We start from the raw sequence: 20,569 nt of genomic DNA on the forward strand, positions 1-20,569 counted from the left end.
TATAAGAAACTAGATTATGTCGTAGAAAGACTTCTTAATGATGCTGTTCAGATCGATATGACTTAATTGTTTTTTGATTAGTTCAGAAGCTGGTCCTCCCTCATATTCCAAATGTATTTGCGTCAATAATTGTTGAAACTCATCCGAAAGAGCTAGCTGAATTGAATTTACTATCTCCATAGTCCTAGGAGCACAATCGATGATAGAACTTGCTTTTAAGCGCCCCTTTTGTCGATCACCTATATTAATTGTTGGTTTAACCAAGGCAGGTGCTTCGATAATTCCACTAGATGAATTTCCAATCACTAAATTGCAGTACTTCATTGTACTTAAATATCTTAATTGACCTAACGAAAAAAAAGATTTAACACGCTCAGGATTTGATGCCGAATACTCATCAATTAATTCATTAATTCTTCTGCCATCCGTATCTGCATTTGATTTTGTAAAAACAATTTTATAATCCGGAAAAAATTCAAAAGCAGAAAGCAAATTATCCATTTGTTCTTCAGCCGTTTCAACTTCAAGTGTTGTTGAATGGAACGTCACTAAGAAGAGCTTCTCAATATTCCATCCAAAAAACTCTTGCAGCTCCTGTTTTGACAAAAAAGACATTTTCCGAATATTTTCAACACCAAGATCACCTACATTAAATACCCTATCTGGCTTCTCGCCAAGCTGAATAACACGTCTTGTATACTCCTCATTTGCTGTAAAGTGGACATGACTCATCTTTGTTAGTGAATGACGAATGGACTCATCAATTGCCCCCTCAGTGAGTTCACCACCAGAAATATGAGCAACAGGAATACGCATGACTAATGCCGTTTGTGCAGCACTCAACATTTCAAACCGATCCCCGAGAAGAACTAGTATATCTGGTTTCAACCGCTGAAATGCTTCCGCAAACCCCAATGTAGCGATTCCCATGGATTTAGCGATGGCAACAGGCGTATCTGAAGATAAGAGCATTTCTATTTTCTCATTAATAATAAACCCATCTTCTTCAATTTGCTTATAGGTCAATCCAAATTCAGGGGACAAATGCATACCTGTAGCTATTAATTGCAAATCCAAATCATTATCCGCTTGAATTTCTTTCATTATACGAAATAAAAGACCGTATTCCGCACGTGTTCCTGTAACAATACATATCTTACGTTTAGTCATTAGACTTCCCCCCCAGCGGAGTTGATGGGATATTAATTATACGATTCTTCAATTTCCTAGTGGCTGAAAGATCTGCCTTCGGACAATGTGAATACGGCTTTAATTCGTCTAGCGGCGTCCAGATCGGTCGGGCCATCACACCCTCACTGTTGAGTGTCTCTAACACAAAATCACGATCGTAGTGATCCTCATCAACTAGAAGGGTTTGTAGCCAGTAGTTACTCTTTCCAAAAGAAGGCTCAGTAAACACTTGAACCCCCTTAATACTTTCGAACAACTTCTCATATTGCTCAGTTAACAGTCTTTTTGATTTTTGAAATCCCACTATCTTCTCTAGTTGAGCACAACCAAGCGCAGCATTTAAGTTTGGCATGCGATAGTTATACCCGACTTCATCATGAGTAAATTCCCATCGGTGAGGATTTTTCGCAGTTGTAGTTATATGCTTGGCGTAGTCAGCAAGCCTTTCATTATTAGTTAGAATCGCTCCACCGCCGCCTGTAGTTATAATCTTGTTGCCATTGAAGCTGAGGACTCCTACGAGCCCGAAACCACCTGTATGCTTTCCTTTGTAATAGGAGCCGAGCGACTCAGCCGCATCTTCAACAAGAACAAGATGGTAACGTTCACAGATTTCAATTAACGGATCGAGATCCACAGAATGCCCAAAGGTGTGCATAGGAGCAACCGCACGAATAATTCTACCTGTTCGCTTGTTCTTTAGCTGTCCATTATCAATTATACCAATTGCCTGAATATGTTCTTCAAGCTTATATGGATCAAGTCCCAAGGTTTGCTTAGATACATCAACAAAATGCGGAATAGCCTGTAAATATGAAACCGCATTCGCGGTCGCTATAAATGTCAATGAAGGAATGAATACCTCGTCATTCGCTTGAACACCAGCAATCTTCAGTGCAATATGCAAAGCGGCAGTACCATTTACGACAGCAACAGCTCTTTTAACACCTGTGAAATCCGCAAGCCGTTTCTCGAAATCGTCTACATATTTACCTACAGATGAAACCCAACCAGTCTGTATACAGTCGGTTACATATTGAAGCTCCTTATCTCCAAAAGTAGGCTCATGTAGAGGAACGAAATCCTTATTTCCATATATGGACTTTATACTCTTAGCGATATGCTGCCATTGATTACTCATATATTATATACATCTGCCTTATAGCTAGATAGGTTAGCCGGATTTATGAACCAGTCGATCGTTTCTTTTAGTCCGCGTTTAAAACCATCAATACCTCCATAGGAGGGTCCCCATCCTAGAAGATTTTTTGCTTTTGAATTATCCGCCCAGAGACGTTCCACTTCACTTTTCTCAGGGCGTAGACGGATCTCATCCTTTTCAATATCAACCTTCACGCCCATTACTTCTGCAATCGCTTCAACGGTTTGCCCTATAGAAATTTCGTAATTGCTTCCTATATTAATAATTTCACCGATAGCTTTCTCATTATTCATCATCGTTATAAACCCATTTACAGTATCCTGAACATAGTTAAAGTCTCTCGTTGGCGCTAATGATCCCAACTTAATTTTCCTTTGTCCTGATGCAAGCTGTGTAATAATGGTAGGAATAACCGCACGTGCGGATTGACGTGGACCATAAGTATTAAATGGTCGAATAACCGCCACTGGCGTTTCAAAAGAACGATAGAAAGAGAGGGCCATTTGGTCAGCACCAATTTTCGATGCTGAATAAGGTGACTGTCCCTGTAATGGATGATTTTCATCTATGGGTACATATTGTGCTGTACCATAAACTTCACTCGTAGAAGTATGTACAACTTTTGCTACACCTAGCTGACGAGCAGCTTGAAGCACATTCAAAGTACCTTTGATATTTGTGTCCACATAAGTATCAGGAGAATGATACGAATAAGGAATAGCGATTAAGGATGCCAAATGTAAAACCTTGTCACAGCCCTTCATTGCTTCCATAACCCCATGTGGATCTCTTATATCTCCGGCGAATACCTCAAACTCTTTCTTATATGGCGAGTGATTTAGCCAGCCCCAAGAGTTAAAGGAATTGTAATACACAAAAGCCTTAACTTCATATCCATCCTCAATTAACTTTTCCGTGAGATGAGATCCAATAAAGCCATCCGCACCAGTCACTAATATTTTTTTATTCTCCCCCATATCTTTTCACTCCAATATTCCTTAAAGGTTATTTGAACTTTCCTCAATTATAGAGATAATTTCCCCAAGAACAAAAACACTAACTGTAAGGAAATCCAGTTGAATATCTCTGTTTGCAATTAAATTTGACGATGATAACGTTTGTTCAATCGCATATAGGTTCCACAAGGAACTCATCATTATCGGCTGTAAATTATGCCGTAAGAGCCAATTCTCCGTTATCTTTCCAAAAAGCGCATCTGTTTTGCTTAGCTTGTTCACCACTTTTAATAATTGTTTTTCGGTTGAACCGTTATAAATATTTAAACCCTTAATAATTTTTAACTGTTCCTCAAATTCTAATTTTAGACGGATAAACAAATCTTTTTGTTCCTTCAACATCAATTTCATTTGTACTTTGTTTAGAGGAAATTCTGTTACACTTTCCATGACTTCTTTAACAGGCACTATTTCTTGAGAACAAAATTGTTGAGCAACTTCTACTAGGCTCATTTGGAGGGTATTATCAATTTTAGCCCCACCTTCTGTGGCATTGATCACAACTTTGTTCTCTCTGGAAATCTCTATTTCAAACCACTTGCGGAAATTAATCCAAATATCTGTTGTAGGGACTATTCCTCCGTAATAACCTTCTGTATAGTTTTTTTCGATTGCAGAAAACACTTCATTAGTAAATTTTTTATTGTCGTATATTGTCCCATCAGCATGGGACTCCTCTTCAGAATCTCCAAAAGCTAGGTCCTGACCTAACAACACTATTGGGGACGCACCAATATGTTCTGCAAATCCAAAAGCAACATGTGCACAAGACAAACCAATACTTATTGAATTATCCCCCTTTAATCCAAAGGTCTGCTGAAGCCAGATATATTCTCCTACGTTTTCCCGCATCGGGATAATAACATCACCCTTAAACTCCTCAAAAATCTTAGGATAAAGAAGCAGGGGGGCCACAAGTGTCGTTTGAGAAGGATAGTTTTTATTTTCATAGAAATAGGTGTAAGTTTCCACATCACGTTCGATCGAACAGATAAAGTCCGGTATTATTCCTTCTTCACAAAGCCTTTGTGCAATCGTGTCTACAGCAATTATAACAGCCTTTGTTGTAAGTCCTTTTAATTGTTCTATATTTTTATTTAGAGATGGACCAGCTGCTACTACTATTGCTGGTATGTCAATAAAAAGATTTTTCAAGCGAGATACGTCTTTTGAATGCACTAAATGAGGGAGGTTTTTCATATTATGTCTAAATCCCGTTAAACTATCCTCAATAGAGTTTCCGAAAAGCATAGCCTTATATTTCGCAGTTTCCTTAACTGTTCTCACCAAATAAGTACATATATCCACAGCATAGTTTCTGTAGAAGTAGGTAAAGTAAAATTTCATATTCTTAAGGTAGTAGATAAGAGTTGTCGATAACAATTTATCCAGAAAAATAGACAGGTTACTCAATTCATCAGCAAAGAGGATCACATTAAGCTTTTCGAAAAAACATAAATCTCTTTTATTTAATGCGTAACTAAAGAAGGCAGGGTTAGGTTCAATAATGATCAAGTAAGACTCTTTGCTCATGGTTTGAATCAGCTTTTCAATTTCTTCTACAGAATTAACACCCATTACAAATATAAGTTCTCTTTTTAAAGGATTAGGCAAACTCGATTTTTCAATCTCTTTCTTTACCAACAGAGTTTGATTGTTATAAAAAACGAATTCGTTGCCATCCTCATCTTCACTAATTAAATTGTGACCAAAATCAACTTCCTTTTGCTCACAAATCCAATGACTTGTATTCCGAGATAAAACTTCGAGATTTCTATTCAGTAACATCACGTATGATTCTCCTTATTTACACAAATATTAAAAATTGTCTTGAGTAGTTTAGGATTGTAAAGAAAGATAGCCCCACAATGTGGGGCTATACCTTTTATTAATTCATAGCGAAAATTTGTTTATGGATCTCGTAATCCAAAAACTAATTATCTCAACAGTTGAAGCACACCTTGTGGTTGTTGGTTCGCTTGAGCCAACATCGCTTGAGCTGCTTGTGCAAGAATGTTGTTCTTAGTTTGCTGCATCATTTCTTTCGCCATGTCTACGTCACGAACACGGGATTCTGCGGCTGTCAAGTTCTCAGAAGCAGTTCCTAAGTTGTTGATAGTATGCTCCAGACGATTCTGAACAGCACCCAGTTTGGAACGCTCACTGGAAACTTTTTGAGTCGCTGTATCGATAACCTTAATAGCTACAGTTGCTTGGGATTGAGTTGAGATTTGCAACCCAGTTACTCCCAAAGCAGCAGTCCCCATATTCTCGATCGATAAGTTCATTGTTTGACCTGTATTAGCGCCGATTTGGAAAGATGCTGAGCCATCAGTTCTCTTATCTACTGCTGCTTGAGACTCTGCGAAGGAGGACAATGCATTAGTAGCGGCAGTACGAATATTACCACTAGCATCTTTAACAGTGATTGTTAGACCATTAATAGCGCCCGCTGTACCAGCTGTAGCTGCTTCCAATGAAACTACGCCAGCAGAAGTAGACAAAGTTAGAGCAGGATTGGCTGTAGTACCATCAGTAGTTGCCAATGCTCCAATAGTCAATGCTGCACTTGCAGCAAAGCTAGTACTGTTAACGGTTGTTCCGTTCTGAACATAAGAAATGGTAATAGTGTCAGTCGCTTGAATACCAAGTGAATTACCATTCTTGTCACTCAGATTAGTAAGCGCAGTAGTTGAAGTGACTGCTGCACCCACAGAGTTCTTCAATGAAGCATTTGTATTGATATTTGCTTTATTTGCATTTACAGCACTACCCATAGATCCATCCAACAAATTCTTGGTATTGAATTGGGTTGTAGATTGAATACGATCAATTTCATCATTCAATTGAGTCATTTCTTTTTGCAATTCGCTACGATCACCAGCAGTGTTCGTGTCATTCGCGGATTGAACGGAAAGTTCACGCATACGTTGCAGGATGCTGTGAGTTTCGTTCAATGCACCTTCAGCTGTTTGAATCAAAGAGATACCGTCTTGCGAGTTACGTGAAGCTTGATCCAAACCGCGGATTTGACCACGCATTTTTTCGGAAATTGCCAGACCAGCGGCATCGTCACCTGCACGGTTGATACGAAGACCGGAAGACAATTTCTCAATATTTTTGTTAGTGTTGGCAGTGTTAGCAGACAGTTGGCGGTGAGTGTTCAACGCCGCGATATTGTGGTTGATAATCATTTGATATTTCCTCCCTGAAATTAAGTTAGTTCCACATCCATGTGGTAAACGCCGATCCATTAAGGTCGGCCGCCCTGCCGGGTCAGCGTCTACTACATATATCGACTTCATGCAGCCAACTGTTTAGAGCAATTCGAAGTTTTTTTGAAATTTTTAAGACAAATTCTCCAAAATAAAATAAAAAAGCCTGAGTCTGCGATTAAGCAGTCCCAGGTTTTGGATTCTGTGTATACAACATGTCAATTAATCATTCTTATTTATATCACGAAGTCGATGGATTAATGCATTCAGATCAGTCTGCTGTGGAGCAACGGACTCACGGTTGGCCTCTTGAATCGAAAGGTATACCTCTTTACGAAATATATCGACATGCTTCGGTGCAGAAATACCGACCTTTACGGTGTCACCATCCACACTTAAGATCGTCAGCTCTATCTGATCTTGGATGACGATGGATTCCCCTTTTTTGCGGGAAAGTACGAGCATATCATCCACCATCCTTTCCATCGATAACCGACTGCTCTTGCAGAAGGCTATGCTTCGTATGATAAGGCGCTTTATGCAACACGATTTGTTTGCCAAAACGCCCTACAGGATTCAATACAATGGGAGCAAGAAGATTAATTGTAGACTTCTCAATATTGTTTTTCAATGTAATGATACAACGGACGAACACATCCGATTTAATATCTAACTCTTCCGCCTCATCATCCGGCAATTCAAATTCATAAGTTGGATGAAAAACAAATGGATCACCCAACAGAAAAGATAATTCCTTATTTTTCACTGACTGTAAATACCAAAAGGGCATCTCCGCCATCGCAATCAATGCAAAGTCTGTTTCTTCATCAAAACCGGGTAATCCTTTTGGAAAATGATATAACTGCTCTGCATCTACTTCCAGTTTACCCCAAGATAGTGTTTCTATAATCAAGTTGTCCACTCCTCAAAAGTTTTGCTATGCAAAACTAGCTTCTCACAAAATTCTATTACATTATATAGCACAAAAGCTATAGAGGCGCTTAATGGCACATCTATAGCTTTTGAAGCTACAATTGAACATTCAATTCCGGTGGAATAAACTGAATCGAAGCATATTTCTGCATATATATGTTTAACTTTCCACGGGTATATTCAATTTCCGGATTACGCCTTTCTACCTGAAAGTCCACTTTTGCAGCTCGAAAATCGATTTGCGGGGCTCTCGTTTCGATATGAATATCAACATTGTCGTAGGATGCCGGACCGCGAATCTCTGGAAACGAATTTGGCTCGGTATCAGTGCCATACACTTCTGCAATTGTATTACCCGGTCTAAAAAACTGAGCCATACGATTCCCCTGCTCGACCTTTCTGGCAATGCCTTGAAGATACAACTGCTGAATCCCAGAATAAATCCGTCTATTCATATCGAGCATTTTCCCACCATTATAGGCTTCCCATGCTCGTGATTGATCTACGGTAAGCTCAGGTCGAGTCGATTGAACCGTTAATTGCCCCGGAGTGGTTGTTACATTGACCTCAGCCTTAGGCTGAGTTATCGAATATGTGCCCGGGTCAGCATCAATCCCAATAACAGCAGGTGTCTGACGGATTTGCAATATCGGCTGAAGCAACTAAAACCACCTCCGTTTATCTGATAAAGTCTACGAGGGTTGTTGATATAATCTTTGCACCCACAGACAAGGAAGCATTATAGATATTCTCTTGGATCTTCGAATTCATAATCAAACCTTCGTAATCGGCATCCTCTGTCTTTGCCTGAAGATCCGTCAGGTTAATATTCAGATCACTAAGCCGATCCTGCATCAATTCAACGCGGTTAGTCTTTGCCCCTATTTCGGAACGTGCCGATAAAATAGTCTCCATGCGCGTATCGATTACATCAAGTTGACCCGATAAAGCCTTAAGATCACCAGCCTTTAACCCAGCTGAAAGATTATTAATAATTGTAAACAGATTATCCGCATCCCCAGTGTTACCGAATACGTCATTACCAGTCGTACTAATAGGCATTCGCACATCTTCACCTACAATAAACTGAATCTGCCCGGTATCTGTTGTGATTGGCTTAGATACATCATATGTACCATCTGCACCTTTAGCGAAATCATAAGGTTTCGTGTTGTATTGCTCACCATTAAAAATATATTTACCGTTCAGCGTACTGTTAGCAATATCCACAAGCTGTTCTTTCAGCTGCATAACCTCTGAATTAATACTATCAAGTGCTGACTGCGGATTAGTACCTGTCGAAGCCTTTACTGTCAATTCACGAATCTTCTGTACAACATCTCCAGCTTGACCTAGGACGGTATCATTATAGTCCAGCCATGAAAGAGCGCTATCTACATTCTTGGTATATTGCTCGTTAGATGAAAGTTCCGCACGATATCGCAGGGAATACGTAATCCCTACCGGATCATCGGAAGGCTTGTTGATTTTTTGTCCGCTTGAAAGCTGTAATTGTGTGTCGTTCATTGTACGTGCATTGCGGTTTAGGTTAAGCAGAAGCTGTGAATTCATCATATTAGAGGTTACTCTCAACATACGCTATATCTCCTTTTATCTGCCGACTGTGCCGGTGGAATTAATCAATTTGTCGAGCAGTTCATCAAAAGTAGTCATAAAACGCGCTGCGGCACTATAAGCATGCTGGAAAACTAGCATATTCGACATTTCCTCATCCAGAGATACGCCGCTAACAGATTGACGACGGGAGTTAACCTGTTCAACCAGATAATCTGAGTTATCGGTCTGACGCGCTGCCTCCTGCGATTGAATACCCAACTGGCCAACCATAGAGCCTAGAAGCCCACCCACAGTATTGCTAACTTTACCGTCCGGCGTAGTGAATTTACTATCCTTGAGGTTTGTTAATAAAAGAGCCAAGGTGTTATTTCCTTTAACGACCTGCGTATTCCCAGCTGCATCTACAGTAGTGCGCAACGAGGTTGCGAATAAACCTACATCCTCAGCAATTTCTGGATTCAACTTGATCGTTCCAGCATCACCAGAAGTTACAAAGAAATCACGACCAGCGCTTCCATCCATCGCATAACCTAACTTGTGAAGTCCGTTCAAGCCTTTAACAATGGTTTTAGCATCCTCATACATCGTTGCACCCTTAGGCATTGCCTGACCAGCGGACAAAGTAACTACAGTACCATCTGCTTGCTTAATCTTGGCATCATTAGTCAATACCGTTCCCTCAGGAAGATTGGAACCTGCTGGTATTGTAATTTCAACGTTACCTGTAGCAATCGTACTAGCCATATCATTGAGTTGTTTCTTATAGTCGGTAACATAAGTATTTTTGGAGAAAATCATTCCGTAAGCTTCGCCGCCCTTCAAAGTTCCAGCGGCATAAGCATTATTAAGAAATGCACTATCTACGTTTGCAGTAACTTCTCCACCCTCTACCAGTGGCTGTCCACCCAGCGAAACGTTATAACCAGCTTCTGTCTCCACGACGGTAATATTAGCAATCTTGGATAGCTTGTCTGCCATCAGATCGCGTTGATCGCGTAAATCATTTGCCTGATCGCCCATACCTTCGATCTTATAGATCGATTTATTTAAATCTGCGATAGCAGTCAGGTAGCCCTGAGCCTCTTTTGCCTTTACCTCAATATTGGTAGTTAGATCCCGATCAAGATTATCTAATTGCTTGCTCATATAGTTCATGGCATCTGTCAAAGATTGTGCAGTCTGCACTACAATCTTACGAGCAGTAGGGTCTTCCGGGTTTTTACTAAGATCTGACCAAGATTTCCAGAAGTTATCTAGCACTGTACGAATACCTGTATCCGATGGTTCATTAACAATCGCTTCTAGTTTAGAGAGGGTGTCTGCTTGAAGTTTCCAGTTTCCAAATGCAGAATTCTCGCCACGGTACTGATCATCCAGAAACATTTCCCGAATCCGATCGATAGATGAGAATTCCACCCCTGTACCCATTTGACCAGGAACGGTAGATTTATTAAATCCGTACGCTTCAATAGGTAAAGCAGCCTTCATATTTACACGTTGACGAGTATAACCTTCGGTATTCGCATTTGCGATATTGTGTCCAGTCGTATTAAGAGCTGCGGTCTGAGTAAAAAGGCTGCGTCTCGCCGTCTCTATCGAGTGAAATGTGGATGTCATGCTGCTTACTCCTCCTTATGTTCTGCTCTGACAGAACACTTCATCAGTACAATTCTAGCCTCGTGCATCAAAAATCCCCGACCGATTTACGCCATTGCCCTTATCGGACGGACGATGATATGTGATATCCTGATTCGGTCTTCCGACCAGCAGATCCAAAGAATAATCTATAAAAGTAAGCGACTGCTCTATCAGCTTCTGATTAAGCTCATTTGCTTCTTTCAAGCGGTGCAAAGTGCCAGAAAGCTTCTGCTGAATATGCAGCAGTCGTGCCTTGTCTTCAGGGTCAAATATAAGTCTGGACAGCTCAGTTAGGTTCAGGTTCAGGTTGGAACGAATACCTACGCCTTGCAGAACGGTATATGCCGCCGCGATTCGCTGTTCCTCGAGCTGTCCAATCAGTTTCATTAACTTGGACTCACGGTTCAGGATGTCGATTAAGGCATCCACCTTGTTGTCCATAATCGTCTGTTTTTTCTCAGCGGCCAGCTCCAGCATTTGATTATGCACTTCGTCCAGCCGCTCCAATAGTTCTATTAATGTCGTCAATGCCATGGATGGTTTCACCTAATTCTCGGAGGATTGCTTAAAGTAAGGGGCGAGTTTCTCTGCTAGCTTAGCTGCATCTACTTGATAGGTACCTGCGGAGACCTGTTGCTTCAAACTGTCGATCTTAAGTGCACGTTCAGCATCATTACCAGAATTCTGTGCTTGCAAGAGCTGAATTGCTTCATCAGAGATCGAAACCTCATCCTTGCGTGAACTTTTCTTCATTTGTTCCTGCCTTTGCGCATCCGCGCTTCGTTGATACGGATTCATCGCGTTAATTCGTCCGGTCTCGTTAATTTTCATAACTTCACCTTCCTTCTAATATAAAAAAGCCGATAATCTTTACTAAGTTTATCGGCGTAGACTGAAACATTCTTTATAGCTGCAAACGTTTTTTTGCAGATTTTATAGGTCACGCAACTTGTCTATGGCACGATATGCACCGTCTGTTGTCTTTTTGGTAGAATCCTCAGTAGCACTTTCCTTGGCGGCATTGGAGAGATCCTTCCTTAGCCGAGAACGGCAGCTATCACACATATGCCCATCGCGAATCAGCGTTCCACACACCTCGCAGGGATACATCATATTAGGAGCATTAGCTATAGATATCCGGCCCTCTCGAATAAAGCGGGTGATCTCCTTAATCGAAATTCCTGTAGCATCGGACAACTCTTGAATGTTGGTTCCTTTGTTCTCCCGCAAATAATCCACGCAGATCTCATATTCATGCTCCAGCTCTTTGATACAGGGCTGGCACAAACCCATAAGATTCTTAACAAACAACCGGCCGCACCTTGGACAATTGTCTAGATTCATAACAAGCAGCCGCTCCTCTCCGTACATTCTGTACAATGCATAATATTCTTATGCTCCTAGATTACATGATTGCAGGGAATTCGTCTATGGGACAGAAGAAACGCTACTAGGTGTATGTTTATCTTCAAAAAGTGAATGGAGGTGTTCACAATCATGCATTTTGTTCCCACTTAAGAACGTGCCCAAGTTAAGCTATACACCTCTACCGCATAACCATAATCTGAACCCACTTGTTGTATGATCTCAGCGCACGCACGAATGGTACTGCCCGTCGTATAAATATCATCAACAATAATAATCCGAACAGGACGATTTAGAGGTACCTCCCTATTTAACCAATCTGCAAATTGTGTTGTTACTGCCGGATTTTCTGCAAAAGCGTGCTTCATATCCGCCAGTCGTTCCGCTCGGCTCTTAAAGCTCTGTTTTCCCGTATGGTGTGTACGGATCAGCAGCGGAAGCTGTGGAATCTTCCTACATCTAGATAGTACATCAGCCAATCTTTCCGCTTGATTAAATCCTCGCTCCATAAGCCGGGAAGCACTGACAGGCACTGGCACTAACAAATCAGCAGACCAAGAACGATGGATGATGGATGGTTTTCGGGATAAAAGAGCGCTCTGCTTCTCTTTTTTCAGTGTTAGATAGGCTCTATCCAGCATGAGGCCAAGTAAAGGGGCATACCGTTCATTCCCGCGATATTTATACTGACCCAACCATTCTCGCATAACACGAGTGTAAGCCACTGCACTTCGATTACAAATAATCGGAGACGGTTCACTACTGCGGGTACAGTCAGGACAGCCCACATGCCGACCACATTTCAAGCAGCGTGGGGAACGTATCCAAGGAATGGATTCTACGCAATTCCTGCAAACTCCAGGAAATTGTGAGGATCCAGGATTACGCTTGCCGCAGGTTAAGCATGGAGTTACGGAAGGGGACAAGAGTGCCCGAGATTTGGTTAACCATGAGAACAGAGAGCTCATCTCGGCGCCTCCTTGCTAATGTACCCTTTGCGGCGAGCGATGATGTTCATAGTACGGATTTGGGAGATCGCTCCTCGCTGTGATCGGGTCCATTGGGGAGAGGCAAATACAACACGCCCAGCAGGATCATCCTTAGATCGCCCGGCACGTCCAGCCATCTGAACCAAGGAGGCTTCGTCAAAAAGATCGCTATCCGCATCCAAAATAAATACATCGCTGCGTGGGACTGTAACTCCTCGTTCCAGAATCGTAGTCGTTACTAATAGGGAGATAGCCCGGTCGCGAAAAGCAGTTACCTTCTCTGCCCGGAAGGAATCTTTGGAGGAAGTACCCTCGATAACTACGCGGGGAAAGCTCCGACGAAGCAGAACCAGTAATCCTTCAATATGTGCAATACGCGACACAAAACAAAAGATTTGCGCCTCGCGCTCGAGCGACTTACGAAGCGTATGTATGAGAGATCTAGGTAACATCCCACGCTTTAGGCATGTTTGAACGGATGTCATGGTCAGATGCTGTGGCACAGGCAAGGGATGACCATGGAAGCGAACAGGTACTCTGGCATATGGAAGTCTGCCTAACCGGACCAACCGCTGCATTTCTTGTGGTGGAGTAGCTGATAAGTAGATAAAAGAGCCATCTACCTTACAGGCTTGTTCAGCGGCATAAGCCAGCATAGGATCATTGTGATAGGGAAATGCGTCCAGCTCGTCAATGATTACGAGATCAAAGCCTCGATGGAAGCGCAGCAGCTGATGGGTGGTCGCCAGCGTTAGGCGACCACTCACCCAGCGTTCTGCGCTGCCGCCATAAAGCACGGCGAGAATCTCCGCCGGGAAAGCCTTCGCGAGCCGCGGAGCGAGCTCGAGTACGACGTCGCGTCGCGGCGTCGCTACGAGCGCCCGCCCACCGGCGGCGAGCACGGCCTCTAGGAGCGGGAAGATCATTTCTGTCTTCCCGGCTCCCGTTACCGCCCAGAGCAGGAACCGCTCTGGGCACGAATTGGCGGAGCGCTCACGCCGCTCCGCCAGAAAACCCAGCGCAGCGCCAGCGGCTCCCGCCTGCGCTGGGCTGAGCCCCCACCGGCCTGCGGCCGCGGTGGGGTCAAGGGCGGCCGTGCACCGCACGGCCGGAAGCGCTGCGCTGCGCAGCAGCAGCGCGCAAGCCCGGCTGCGCCCAAGTGCGAGGCAGGCCTCGCAATAGGCGCAGCCCATAAGGCCGCACGCGGCGCATGCCGTGCGGCCGGTTGGGGCGCTGCCGCAGCGCAGGCAGCGCGAAACCGCGCGGCGGGCGACAGCGCCGCGCCACCACGCGTGCGGCAACTTAGCCGCCGCACGCGCCAGAGCGCCAGCGCCCGCAGGGAGCTGGCGGGCCCACGCCCCATGCGCAGCCGGGGCGTGACTACCAACGGCAGCTGTCAGTTGCAGCCGCCCCTGCAAATGCGCCAGTTGTGCCGCCTGGCGCCAACGACCCGTCAGCTCTGGAAAGCCCTCTACCAGCAGCACTTCTATTTCCGGCTGCAGTAAAGAGCGGCCGACCACAGCCCACGATAGTTGTTCTGCCTCCGATTTCAGTAAAGCATAATCGAGATCACTCTCTCTGCAATCATTATTCTTTCTAGACGGTTCTATAAATCCCCCACTTTGTTCAGGAAGCCGCCATAGCGATACCCCATCACTAAGCCACCCTTCCTTTCCCGTTCCTCCTGCTTCCCTTTCCTCCTTCAACTCAGGCTCAAGAACACTGCTTACGTATTGCCCCCACTCCTTAGCCCCCCAGTTCCTCATTCCGTCCCTTTGTTTAAAATAATCGCGCAGCTTCACCGCCCACCCCAGCGGCAGCGCAGGAGATAATAAAACCAGCTTGTCCTCCGTTACTAAGCCTCTACCTTGACTCTCCAGCCCAGCGCCAGACCACCACCATCTATCTACTGTAAGATCTAAAGAAATCCAAACACTCCAGATCCCCCTACATTCCAAGGCATATACAGCAGCTCGCATAAAATCGGCCTCCTTTAAGTCTCACCATTAATCACTCTTGCCCACACCACTTTCCCAGCCTCTAACGCAAAAAGCACACTCCTCCATTTCTTGGAGAGTGTGCTTCACCCGTTACTCACATATTCACTTAAAATCTGTCGCGCTTTGATTCGCATCCCCTACTTCCTGCCATCCCCATAAAAGGCAACGAAACAGACTGCCCTGACAACCGCAAGTCTACCACAATCCCTTGTTGCTGCAACTCTTCTTCACTCATCTGAAAAGTGTACATAGATGTTGCAAGATCGATAGAGCAGCCACTATCAGCCAGCCTGGAAACAATTCCAAGGGTTCCATCGCTCGAGCCATCATCCATGAACGTTACTCGAAATCGTTTTCCGGTTAAAAATGCTTGAAATGTCAGCGCCCGAATGTACCATTCCACAACAGATGCATGATTGCGAGTAATCAAAATATAATGAATCCATTTCACGGACTGCGGTGTCTGCCGCACCTTCTGCCGATTATGCAGCATATGAATAATCACTGCAGCGGATACATAAACAGCCGCAATCCATATCAACTGGGCTACCATGGAGATGCACCTCCTCTGTATACCAACACTATATGCCGGCTTTAAAAGGTCGGTGACTGCCCAGAGTTCCTATCAAGCATAAACGCCTTCGGCGTCCTTGCAAGGACGGTAAGCGTTTAAGCGAGAAATATAAGACATAAAGTATGGAGTGAAACTTATACTTTCTTATATTTTAAAGGAACAAGCTGTGCTCTCCTTGAATTCATTCCTATATGTACCGTAAATCTGTAAATATTCTTATAAGGTTACCCAACCATATTTGATCGAGTTAATTACAGCTTGCGTACGATCATCAACTTCCATTTTTTGCAAAATACTGCTAACATGGTTTTTGACCGTTTTTTCACTAATAAACAAATACTCACCGATCATTTTGTTACTCTTACCTTCCGCCATCAGCCGCAGTACTTCTGCTTCACGACGTGTAAGAGGATTGTTGTCACCGGCCACAAACTTAACACCAGCTTCCTTCACTACCGTATCAGCAGCTACTCCAGTCTCATTAAGGTAAGTCATGCGCCGCAATTGATTGATTAGCTTTCCGGTAACCTTTGGATGAATAAAAGCGTGTCCCTCACAGACCGAACGGATCGCATTAATAAGGGATTCAGCCTCCATATCCTTTAATAAATAGCCATTGGCACCCTTACGAAGGGTTTCAAACACATAACTCTCATCATCATGAATCGATAAAATAATTACCTTAACCTCCGGGAACATTTCCCGCAGTTTTTGAGTGGCCTCCACGCCATTCTCAATAGGCATATTAATATCCATCAGTACGATGTCTGGTTTAGTTCCGTTACAGAACTCTAATACCTGGATACCGTCACCACATTCACCGATGACTTCGATATCCTCCTCCATATTCAAAATACGTTTCAGCCCTTCACGAAAAAGCTGATGATCATCCGCCAAAAGAACTTTAATGGGCGTTTTAGTAGAGTTTAAGTTTAAGTTCTCCATCACATTACTCCTTCCCTTTCTCCACGTTCGTCGGAATGTGGATCACGATTGTTGTCCCCTGATTCTCGGCTGATATGATTTCCATTCTGCCTTCAAGCAGCTCTACACGTTCCCGCATACCTACTAGCCCGAAGCTTTCACGATTGCCCTGCGGATTTTTTAATTTCTGCACATTAAAACCTAATCCATTATCCTTAATCACAATCTTAATTAACTGCGCTTGGTAAGTAATCTCTACCAATACGAAACTCGGATAGGCATGTTTAGCTGCATTAGACAAAGCTTCCTGGACCAATCGGTATACCGCTGCCTCCATGGCTGAAGATAGTCGATGTTCCTGACCTCTGGTTTCCAAGGTCGTCCTCAGCTTCGTCTTCTCCTCAAAATCATGCACATATTTCCGCAAAGTCGGAATTAATCCCAAATCATCGAGAGCCATCGGTCGTAAATTAAAGATGACCTTACGCATTTCTTCCAGGCTGTATCGAACCTGTCCTTTCAAATCTATTACTTCGTCCTGCACCAACCCAAATTCCTGCTTTACCAGCATTCTTTCTACAATTTCCGTCCTAAGGACTAGATTCGCCAGCATTTGAGCAGGACCATCATGAATTTCCCGGGCAATTCTCTTCCGTTCTTCCTCTTGAGCCAGGATTATCTTGAGTCCTATCATCTGTCTATTCTTCGCAGATTCGACAATTCTCGTCACCTGACCTAGTTCTCCTGACAAATATTCGAGCACTACGCTCATTTGCGAACCAATTGACTCTGCGCGCTCTACAGAATTTTCGACACTGCGCACTCGCATTTGTAATTCATCACGTCTTGATCGAAGATAGACCTCTCGCTCACGCGTCATCATGAGTTCGAGCTGTAGCTCCGTAGCCTTCTCATAGGCAATACGGATATCCTTCTCCGAGTAGCGGACAAAGTCCCGGCTGACCTCTGTCAGCCGGATTCTGGAGCGATGATACTGCAGCTCCAGCTTGTCTACTTTTTTCAATGTCTCATCCGTTTCGTCCATGACCCGCTGCAGTTCTTTGTTGAGTGCAGCAAGTTCATCACGCGCAACCTGCAATATTTCAAAAATCTGATACTTGCTGCTCTCCATCACGTCGATGGTATTTTTAATGACGCGATCAATCGCATCGGCTTGAAATTCCACGGATGCTTGCCCCTTTTCTATCGAATCGTTTTAAAGGTTTTCCTTTATATTAACATATCACGATTCGATAGTTACGGTCTTCGTTTTCTGTTCCCATTTTACAGTTAATCCTAGCTGTTCAGAAACTAGTCTTAACGGTACTAAAGTCCTACCTTGTAAAATGATTGGTGCTACTTCAGCACTTTGACGTTTGCCGTTCAGCAGATATTCTTTTTTATTTACGGTAAGATCCAGTGCCTTGGCTCCGCGTAATACCATGATCTTCTTATTCACCTGATCCCAAGTAGCACTGCCTCCGAAAGCATCAAGGACATACCGAATTGGCACATAAGTACTGCCGTCTTTTACAATTGGAGCTACATCAATAGCTTTCTTATTTCCGTTTACGGTCATTGCCTTCGAGCCAATGCTCATAGAAGCTGTCCCTTTTGGTAAGCCTGCATCACTGGAAAGTGAAGGCATTGTAAAGGTGATATTATCAAAGGCAACTGTACCCGTCTTCGCCCGTTCATCCTGGCCTTCCTCTACGTTGACAACATAGAGTCTCTTCAGCGTTGCTGGGAATTTAATGCCTGAGCCTGACAAGTCAATGTTAATGTTCTTCCAACCATTCCAATCGATGATCTTCGCAAGATCCACATAAGCTGTAGCTCCACTGTTGTCTACAAATTCAGCACGCAGCCAATTCAAGCTCATATCGCCCATCACATCAACCGACATCGAAGTTGCAAGCGCTGGAACTGTTTTGCCGCTTGTACCATTAAGCTGAGCATAAGCATACATTTTGCCGCTACCAGCCGTCATATCATAACTGAGTGACAGCACCTTGGAGCCTACTCTTTCAGCCGTTCCATCCACTATCGTTGCAGTACCCTGTACCGCTGGAACATTGGTAGTAAAGTCGATTGGATAGCTTACCTTCTCGAAATCTTCCCATGTTGTAGCTGCTGCTGTTGATAATACAACCACTGCACTAAATCCATCATAACGGGCAATAGCATAACCTGTAGTAACCCCTGCATCAACGGCGTTTACAGTAAGCTTGCCATCTTTCACGGCTCCCTTAAAGCCTACAAACTCCCACTTCAGTGCTGAATCCGGAACATTGATAGTTGTTCCACTCTTCGTTGCCGCTGTAACAGGGACAGACACAGTAGTTCCGGCTGTCAGTGGCGCTGTAGCTGTACCTACACTCATACTGGATAGATCATTACCACCCAGAACTGTAACAGTTGTAGAGGCGCTTGCAGAACCGCTTTTAGCCGTTAAGGTAACGGTACCTGGCTTCACTGCCGTTACTTCACCTGCACTTACCGTTGCGCTTCCGCCGCTTGATACCCATGTAGGATTACCTGCTGCTACATCAATAGGGTTGTAGTAAGTGTCATAACCCTTTAAAGAATATGTTGCCTTTTGTCCAACCAGCAGTGCGGAACTTCCGCTAATTTTGATTCCTTTGACTTCACCTTGCGGTGCGTTAGTGTAGACACCAAGCCCGTTAACGATACTGCGTTGCTCTGTGCCATACTCTGTATTAAAAGTGAGTGTAGTAGAGGTTTCACCGAGGGGCCGGTCTACCATCGTTGTAGAGCCGCCTCCATCGAGATTAAGACCTTTCCAGACTCCAATATTGGTCATGAATGATTGCAATTCGGTTAGAGACATCCCTGAACTATTGCCATTTTTCTCAGTAGCTATGATATATACATAACGTCCGTCTTGAGAATATCCTAAAGCCGTGCGTGCACGATAGCCTCCAATGCTGCTAGTAGAACGAGAGAACGTTGCTGCTTTTCCGTTATTTACTAGAATCGTATGTCCGCCAATCATTGTTTGTAGACTCGCAGGATCTAGCGATTGCTGTGTAGTCTTAGATTTCAGGGAATACACACTTGTTACAGGTTGTCCTACCGTCAAATGGGCAGTAACATATCGTGCGGCTAAGCCATGTGCCCGCAAAATATAAGCTCCCTTTGGAACCGCCATAGGGAGTGCAGCATTTTCTGAAATTTGAGTAACTACACCATTCTCAACAAGTACCTCTGTTGGAGTGGTAGAGCTATTTTTAGGGCGGTCGAGTGCAGTCCATACATCTGTGTAGATATACATAGCATTAGCATGACTATAAGTCGAGCTTCCGCCTTCAGGGCTATAAGCACCTTTATTGATACCGGAGATCTCAAACTGTGCGCCATCTGGCGCAGTTACCATCCCCTCGAAGCTGTACTCGTCAATAATAGGTTTGCGATCTTTTGTCACTGCAAAGGCATACATTCCATCCAATTGTGAAGGGGTAGACACCAGTACTCCACCTGATACTTGTCCACCGATCGGAGCACCCTCTCCACCTGTATTAAAATAATCGCCATTTACTGCGGCCACGGCTCCAGTTTCCTTAGCCATACCACCAGTACTTTGCCGTGTAGTCAGGTTTCCGCCTTTACCAGTCATCACATCTAAAGAAACATATGGATTGTTAAGATCTACTCGAATAACATCCGCTAGACCAGAAGCACTCGCCCCAGAACGTGTAGTAGTATATTTATATTTCATCATAATGGCGCCCGAAGTAATTACTTCTTCTCCCAGCTTACTTACCTTAAAAGGAGCTGTAGCTGCAGCTGCGATTGGTGCAGACCCCTGACCAAACAGCATCATACCTTCACTGCCGATTACCGGCATAATCCATAACACACCAGCCAATGAAGCAGCAATCCACTTTTTAGTGGAAGATAATCTTATTCCCCGTACAACCTCGCTACTCTTCTTCTCCATGAAAACTTCATTCATTTCAACGT

19 protein-coding genes are annotated in these 20,569 nt (G+C 43.8%); all 19 read right to left on the reverse strand.

All coding sequences use genetic code 11. From position 1 onward, the window contains the following. Nucleotides 1-9: 9 nt before the first annotated feature. On the reverse strand, nt 10-1,170 hold the full coding sequence (gene neuC, locus MKY19_RS28170; RefSeq protein ID WP_339799109.1) for a UDP-N-acetylglucosamine 2-epimerase: 1,161 nt from the start codon (nt 1,168-1,170) through the stop codon (nt 10-12). Continuing rightward, complete coding sequence (locus MKY19_RS28175; protein ID WP_339799112.1) at nt 1,163-2,332, reverse strand: LegC family aminotransferase; 1,170 nt, start codon at nt 2,330-2,332, stop codon at nt 1,163-1,165. The genes neuC and MKY19_RS28175 overlap by 8 nt, the downstream gene beginning before the upstream one ends. Further along, entirely contained in the window at nt 2,329-3,330 is a 1,002-nt protein-coding gene (locus tag MKY19_RS28180) for an NAD-dependent 4,6-dehydratase LegB (protein ID WP_339799114.1), read from the reverse strand. Before MKY19_RS28180 ends, MKY19_RS28175 begins: the two co-directional genes overlap by 4 nt. 21 nt (nt 3,331-3,351) lie before the next feature. Further along, a complete protein-coding gene (locus MKY19_RS28185; protein WP_339804537.1) occupies nt 3,352-5,157 on the reverse strand; it encodes a 6-hydroxymethylpterin diphosphokinase MptE-like protein in 1,806 nt (601 codons plus the stop codon). A 149-nt stretch (nt 5,158-5,306) separates the two neighbouring features. Further along, complete coding sequence (locus tag MKY19_RS28190; protein WP_339799116.1) at nt 5,307-6,563, reverse strand: flagellin; 1,257 nt, start codon at nt 6,561-6,563, stop codon at nt 5,307-5,309. A gap of 243 nt (nt 6,564-6,806) precedes the next feature. Next, nucleotides 6,807-7,049 carry a carbon storage regulator CsrA gene (gene csrA, locus MKY19_RS28195; RefSeq protein WP_094871898.1) on the reverse strand — a complete coding sequence of 81 codons (243 nt, stop codon included), beginning with the start codon at nt 7,047-7,049 and terminating at the stop codon, nt 6,807-6,809. 1 nt (nt 7,050) lies between these two features. Continuing rightward, a complete protein-coding gene (locus tag MKY19_RS28200) occupies nt 7,051-7,497 on the reverse strand; it encodes a flagellar assembly protein FliW (RefSeq protein ID WP_339799119.1) in 447 nt (148 codons plus the stop codon). A 115-nt stretch (nt 7,498-7,612) separates the two neighbouring features. Next, the gene (locus tag MKY19_RS28205) at nt 7,613-8,179 is read right to left on the reverse strand and encodes a DUF6470 family protein (protein ID WP_339799122.1); all 567 of its coding nucleotides are present in this window, start codon (nt 8,177-8,179) and stop codon (nt 7,613-7,615) included. Nucleotides 8,180-8,195: 16 nt separating this feature from the next. Continuing rightward, nucleotides 8,196-9,113, reverse strand: coding sequence for a flagellar hook-associated protein FlgL (gene flgL / locus MKY19_RS28210; RefSeq protein WP_339799125.1), 918 nt, complete (start codon nt 9,111-9,113; stop codon nt 8,196-8,198). 15 nt (nt 9,114-9,128) lie between these two features. Beyond that, nucleotides 9,129-10,712, reverse strand: coding sequence for a flagellar hook-associated protein FlgK (gene flgK / locus MKY19_RS28215; protein ID WP_339799128.1), 1,584 nt, complete (start codon nt 10,710-10,712; stop codon nt 9,129-9,131). Nucleotides 10,713-10,766: 54 nt separating this feature from the next. Then, entirely contained in the window at nt 10,767-11,267 is a 501-nt protein-coding gene (locus MKY19_RS28220; protein WP_042192416.1) for a flagellar protein FlgN, read from the reverse strand. 12 nt (nt 11,268-11,279) lie between these two features. After that, nucleotides 11,280-11,564 (reverse strand): flagellar biosynthesis anti-sigma factor FlgM, encoded by a 285-nt coding sequence (gene flgM, locus MKY19_RS28225; protein ID WP_042192418.1) that lies wholly within the window; start codon nt 11,562-11,564, stop codon nt 11,280-11,282. A 102-nt stretch (nt 11,565-11,666) separates the two neighbouring features. Beyond that, the gene (locus MKY19_RS28230; RefSeq protein WP_339804541.1) at nt 11,667-12,077 is read right to left on the reverse strand and encodes a TIGR03826 family flagellar region protein; all 411 of its coding nucleotides are present in this window, start codon (nt 12,075-12,077) and stop codon (nt 11,667-11,669) included. Between the two features lie 170 nt (nt 12,078-12,247). Continuing rightward, complete coding sequence (locus MKY19_RS28235; RefSeq protein ID WP_339799132.1) at nt 12,248-13,066, reverse strand: ComF family protein; 819 nt, start codon at nt 13,064-13,066, stop codon at nt 12,248-12,250. Continuing rightward, on the reverse strand, nt 13,063-15,066 hold the full coding sequence (locus MKY19_RS28240) for a helicase-related protein (RefSeq protein WP_339799135.1): 2,004 nt from the start codon (nt 15,064-15,066) through the stop codon (nt 13,063-13,065). The genes MKY19_RS28235 and MKY19_RS28240 overlap by 4 nt, the downstream gene beginning before the upstream one ends. Before the next feature lie 127 nt (nt 15,067-15,193). Beyond that, entirely contained in the window at nt 15,194-15,640 is a 447-nt protein-coding gene (locus MKY19_RS28245) for a glycosyltransferase family A protein (protein ID WP_339799138.1), read from the reverse strand. A gap of 237 nt (nt 15,641-15,877) precedes the next feature. Beyond that, nucleotides 15,878-16,606 carry a response regulator transcription factor gene (locus tag MKY19_RS28250; RefSeq protein WP_339799140.1) on the reverse strand — a complete coding sequence of 243 codons (729 nt, stop codon included), beginning with the start codon at nt 16,604-16,606 and terminating at the stop codon, nt 15,878-15,880. A gap of 4 nt (nt 16,607-16,610) precedes the next feature. Further along, nucleotides 16,611-17,771, reverse strand: coding sequence for a sensor histidine kinase (locus MKY19_RS28255; protein ID WP_042131343.1), 1,161 nt, complete (start codon nt 17,769-17,771; stop codon nt 16,611-16,613). A gap of 57 nt (nt 17,772-17,828) precedes the next feature. Continuing rightward, nucleotides 17,829-20,561 carry a stalk domain-containing protein gene (locus tag MKY19_RS28260; protein ID WP_339799145.1) on the reverse strand — a complete coding sequence of 911 codons (2,733 nt, stop codon included), beginning with the start codon at nt 20,559-20,561 and terminating at the stop codon, nt 17,829-17,831. Nucleotides 20,562-20,569 lie beyond the last annotated feature (8 nt).

This window comes from Paenibacillus sp. FSL R5-0744, assembly GCF_037972555.1.
Classification (GTDB): Bacteria; Bacillota; Bacilli; order Paenibacillales; family Paenibacillaceae; genus Paenibacillus_AQ.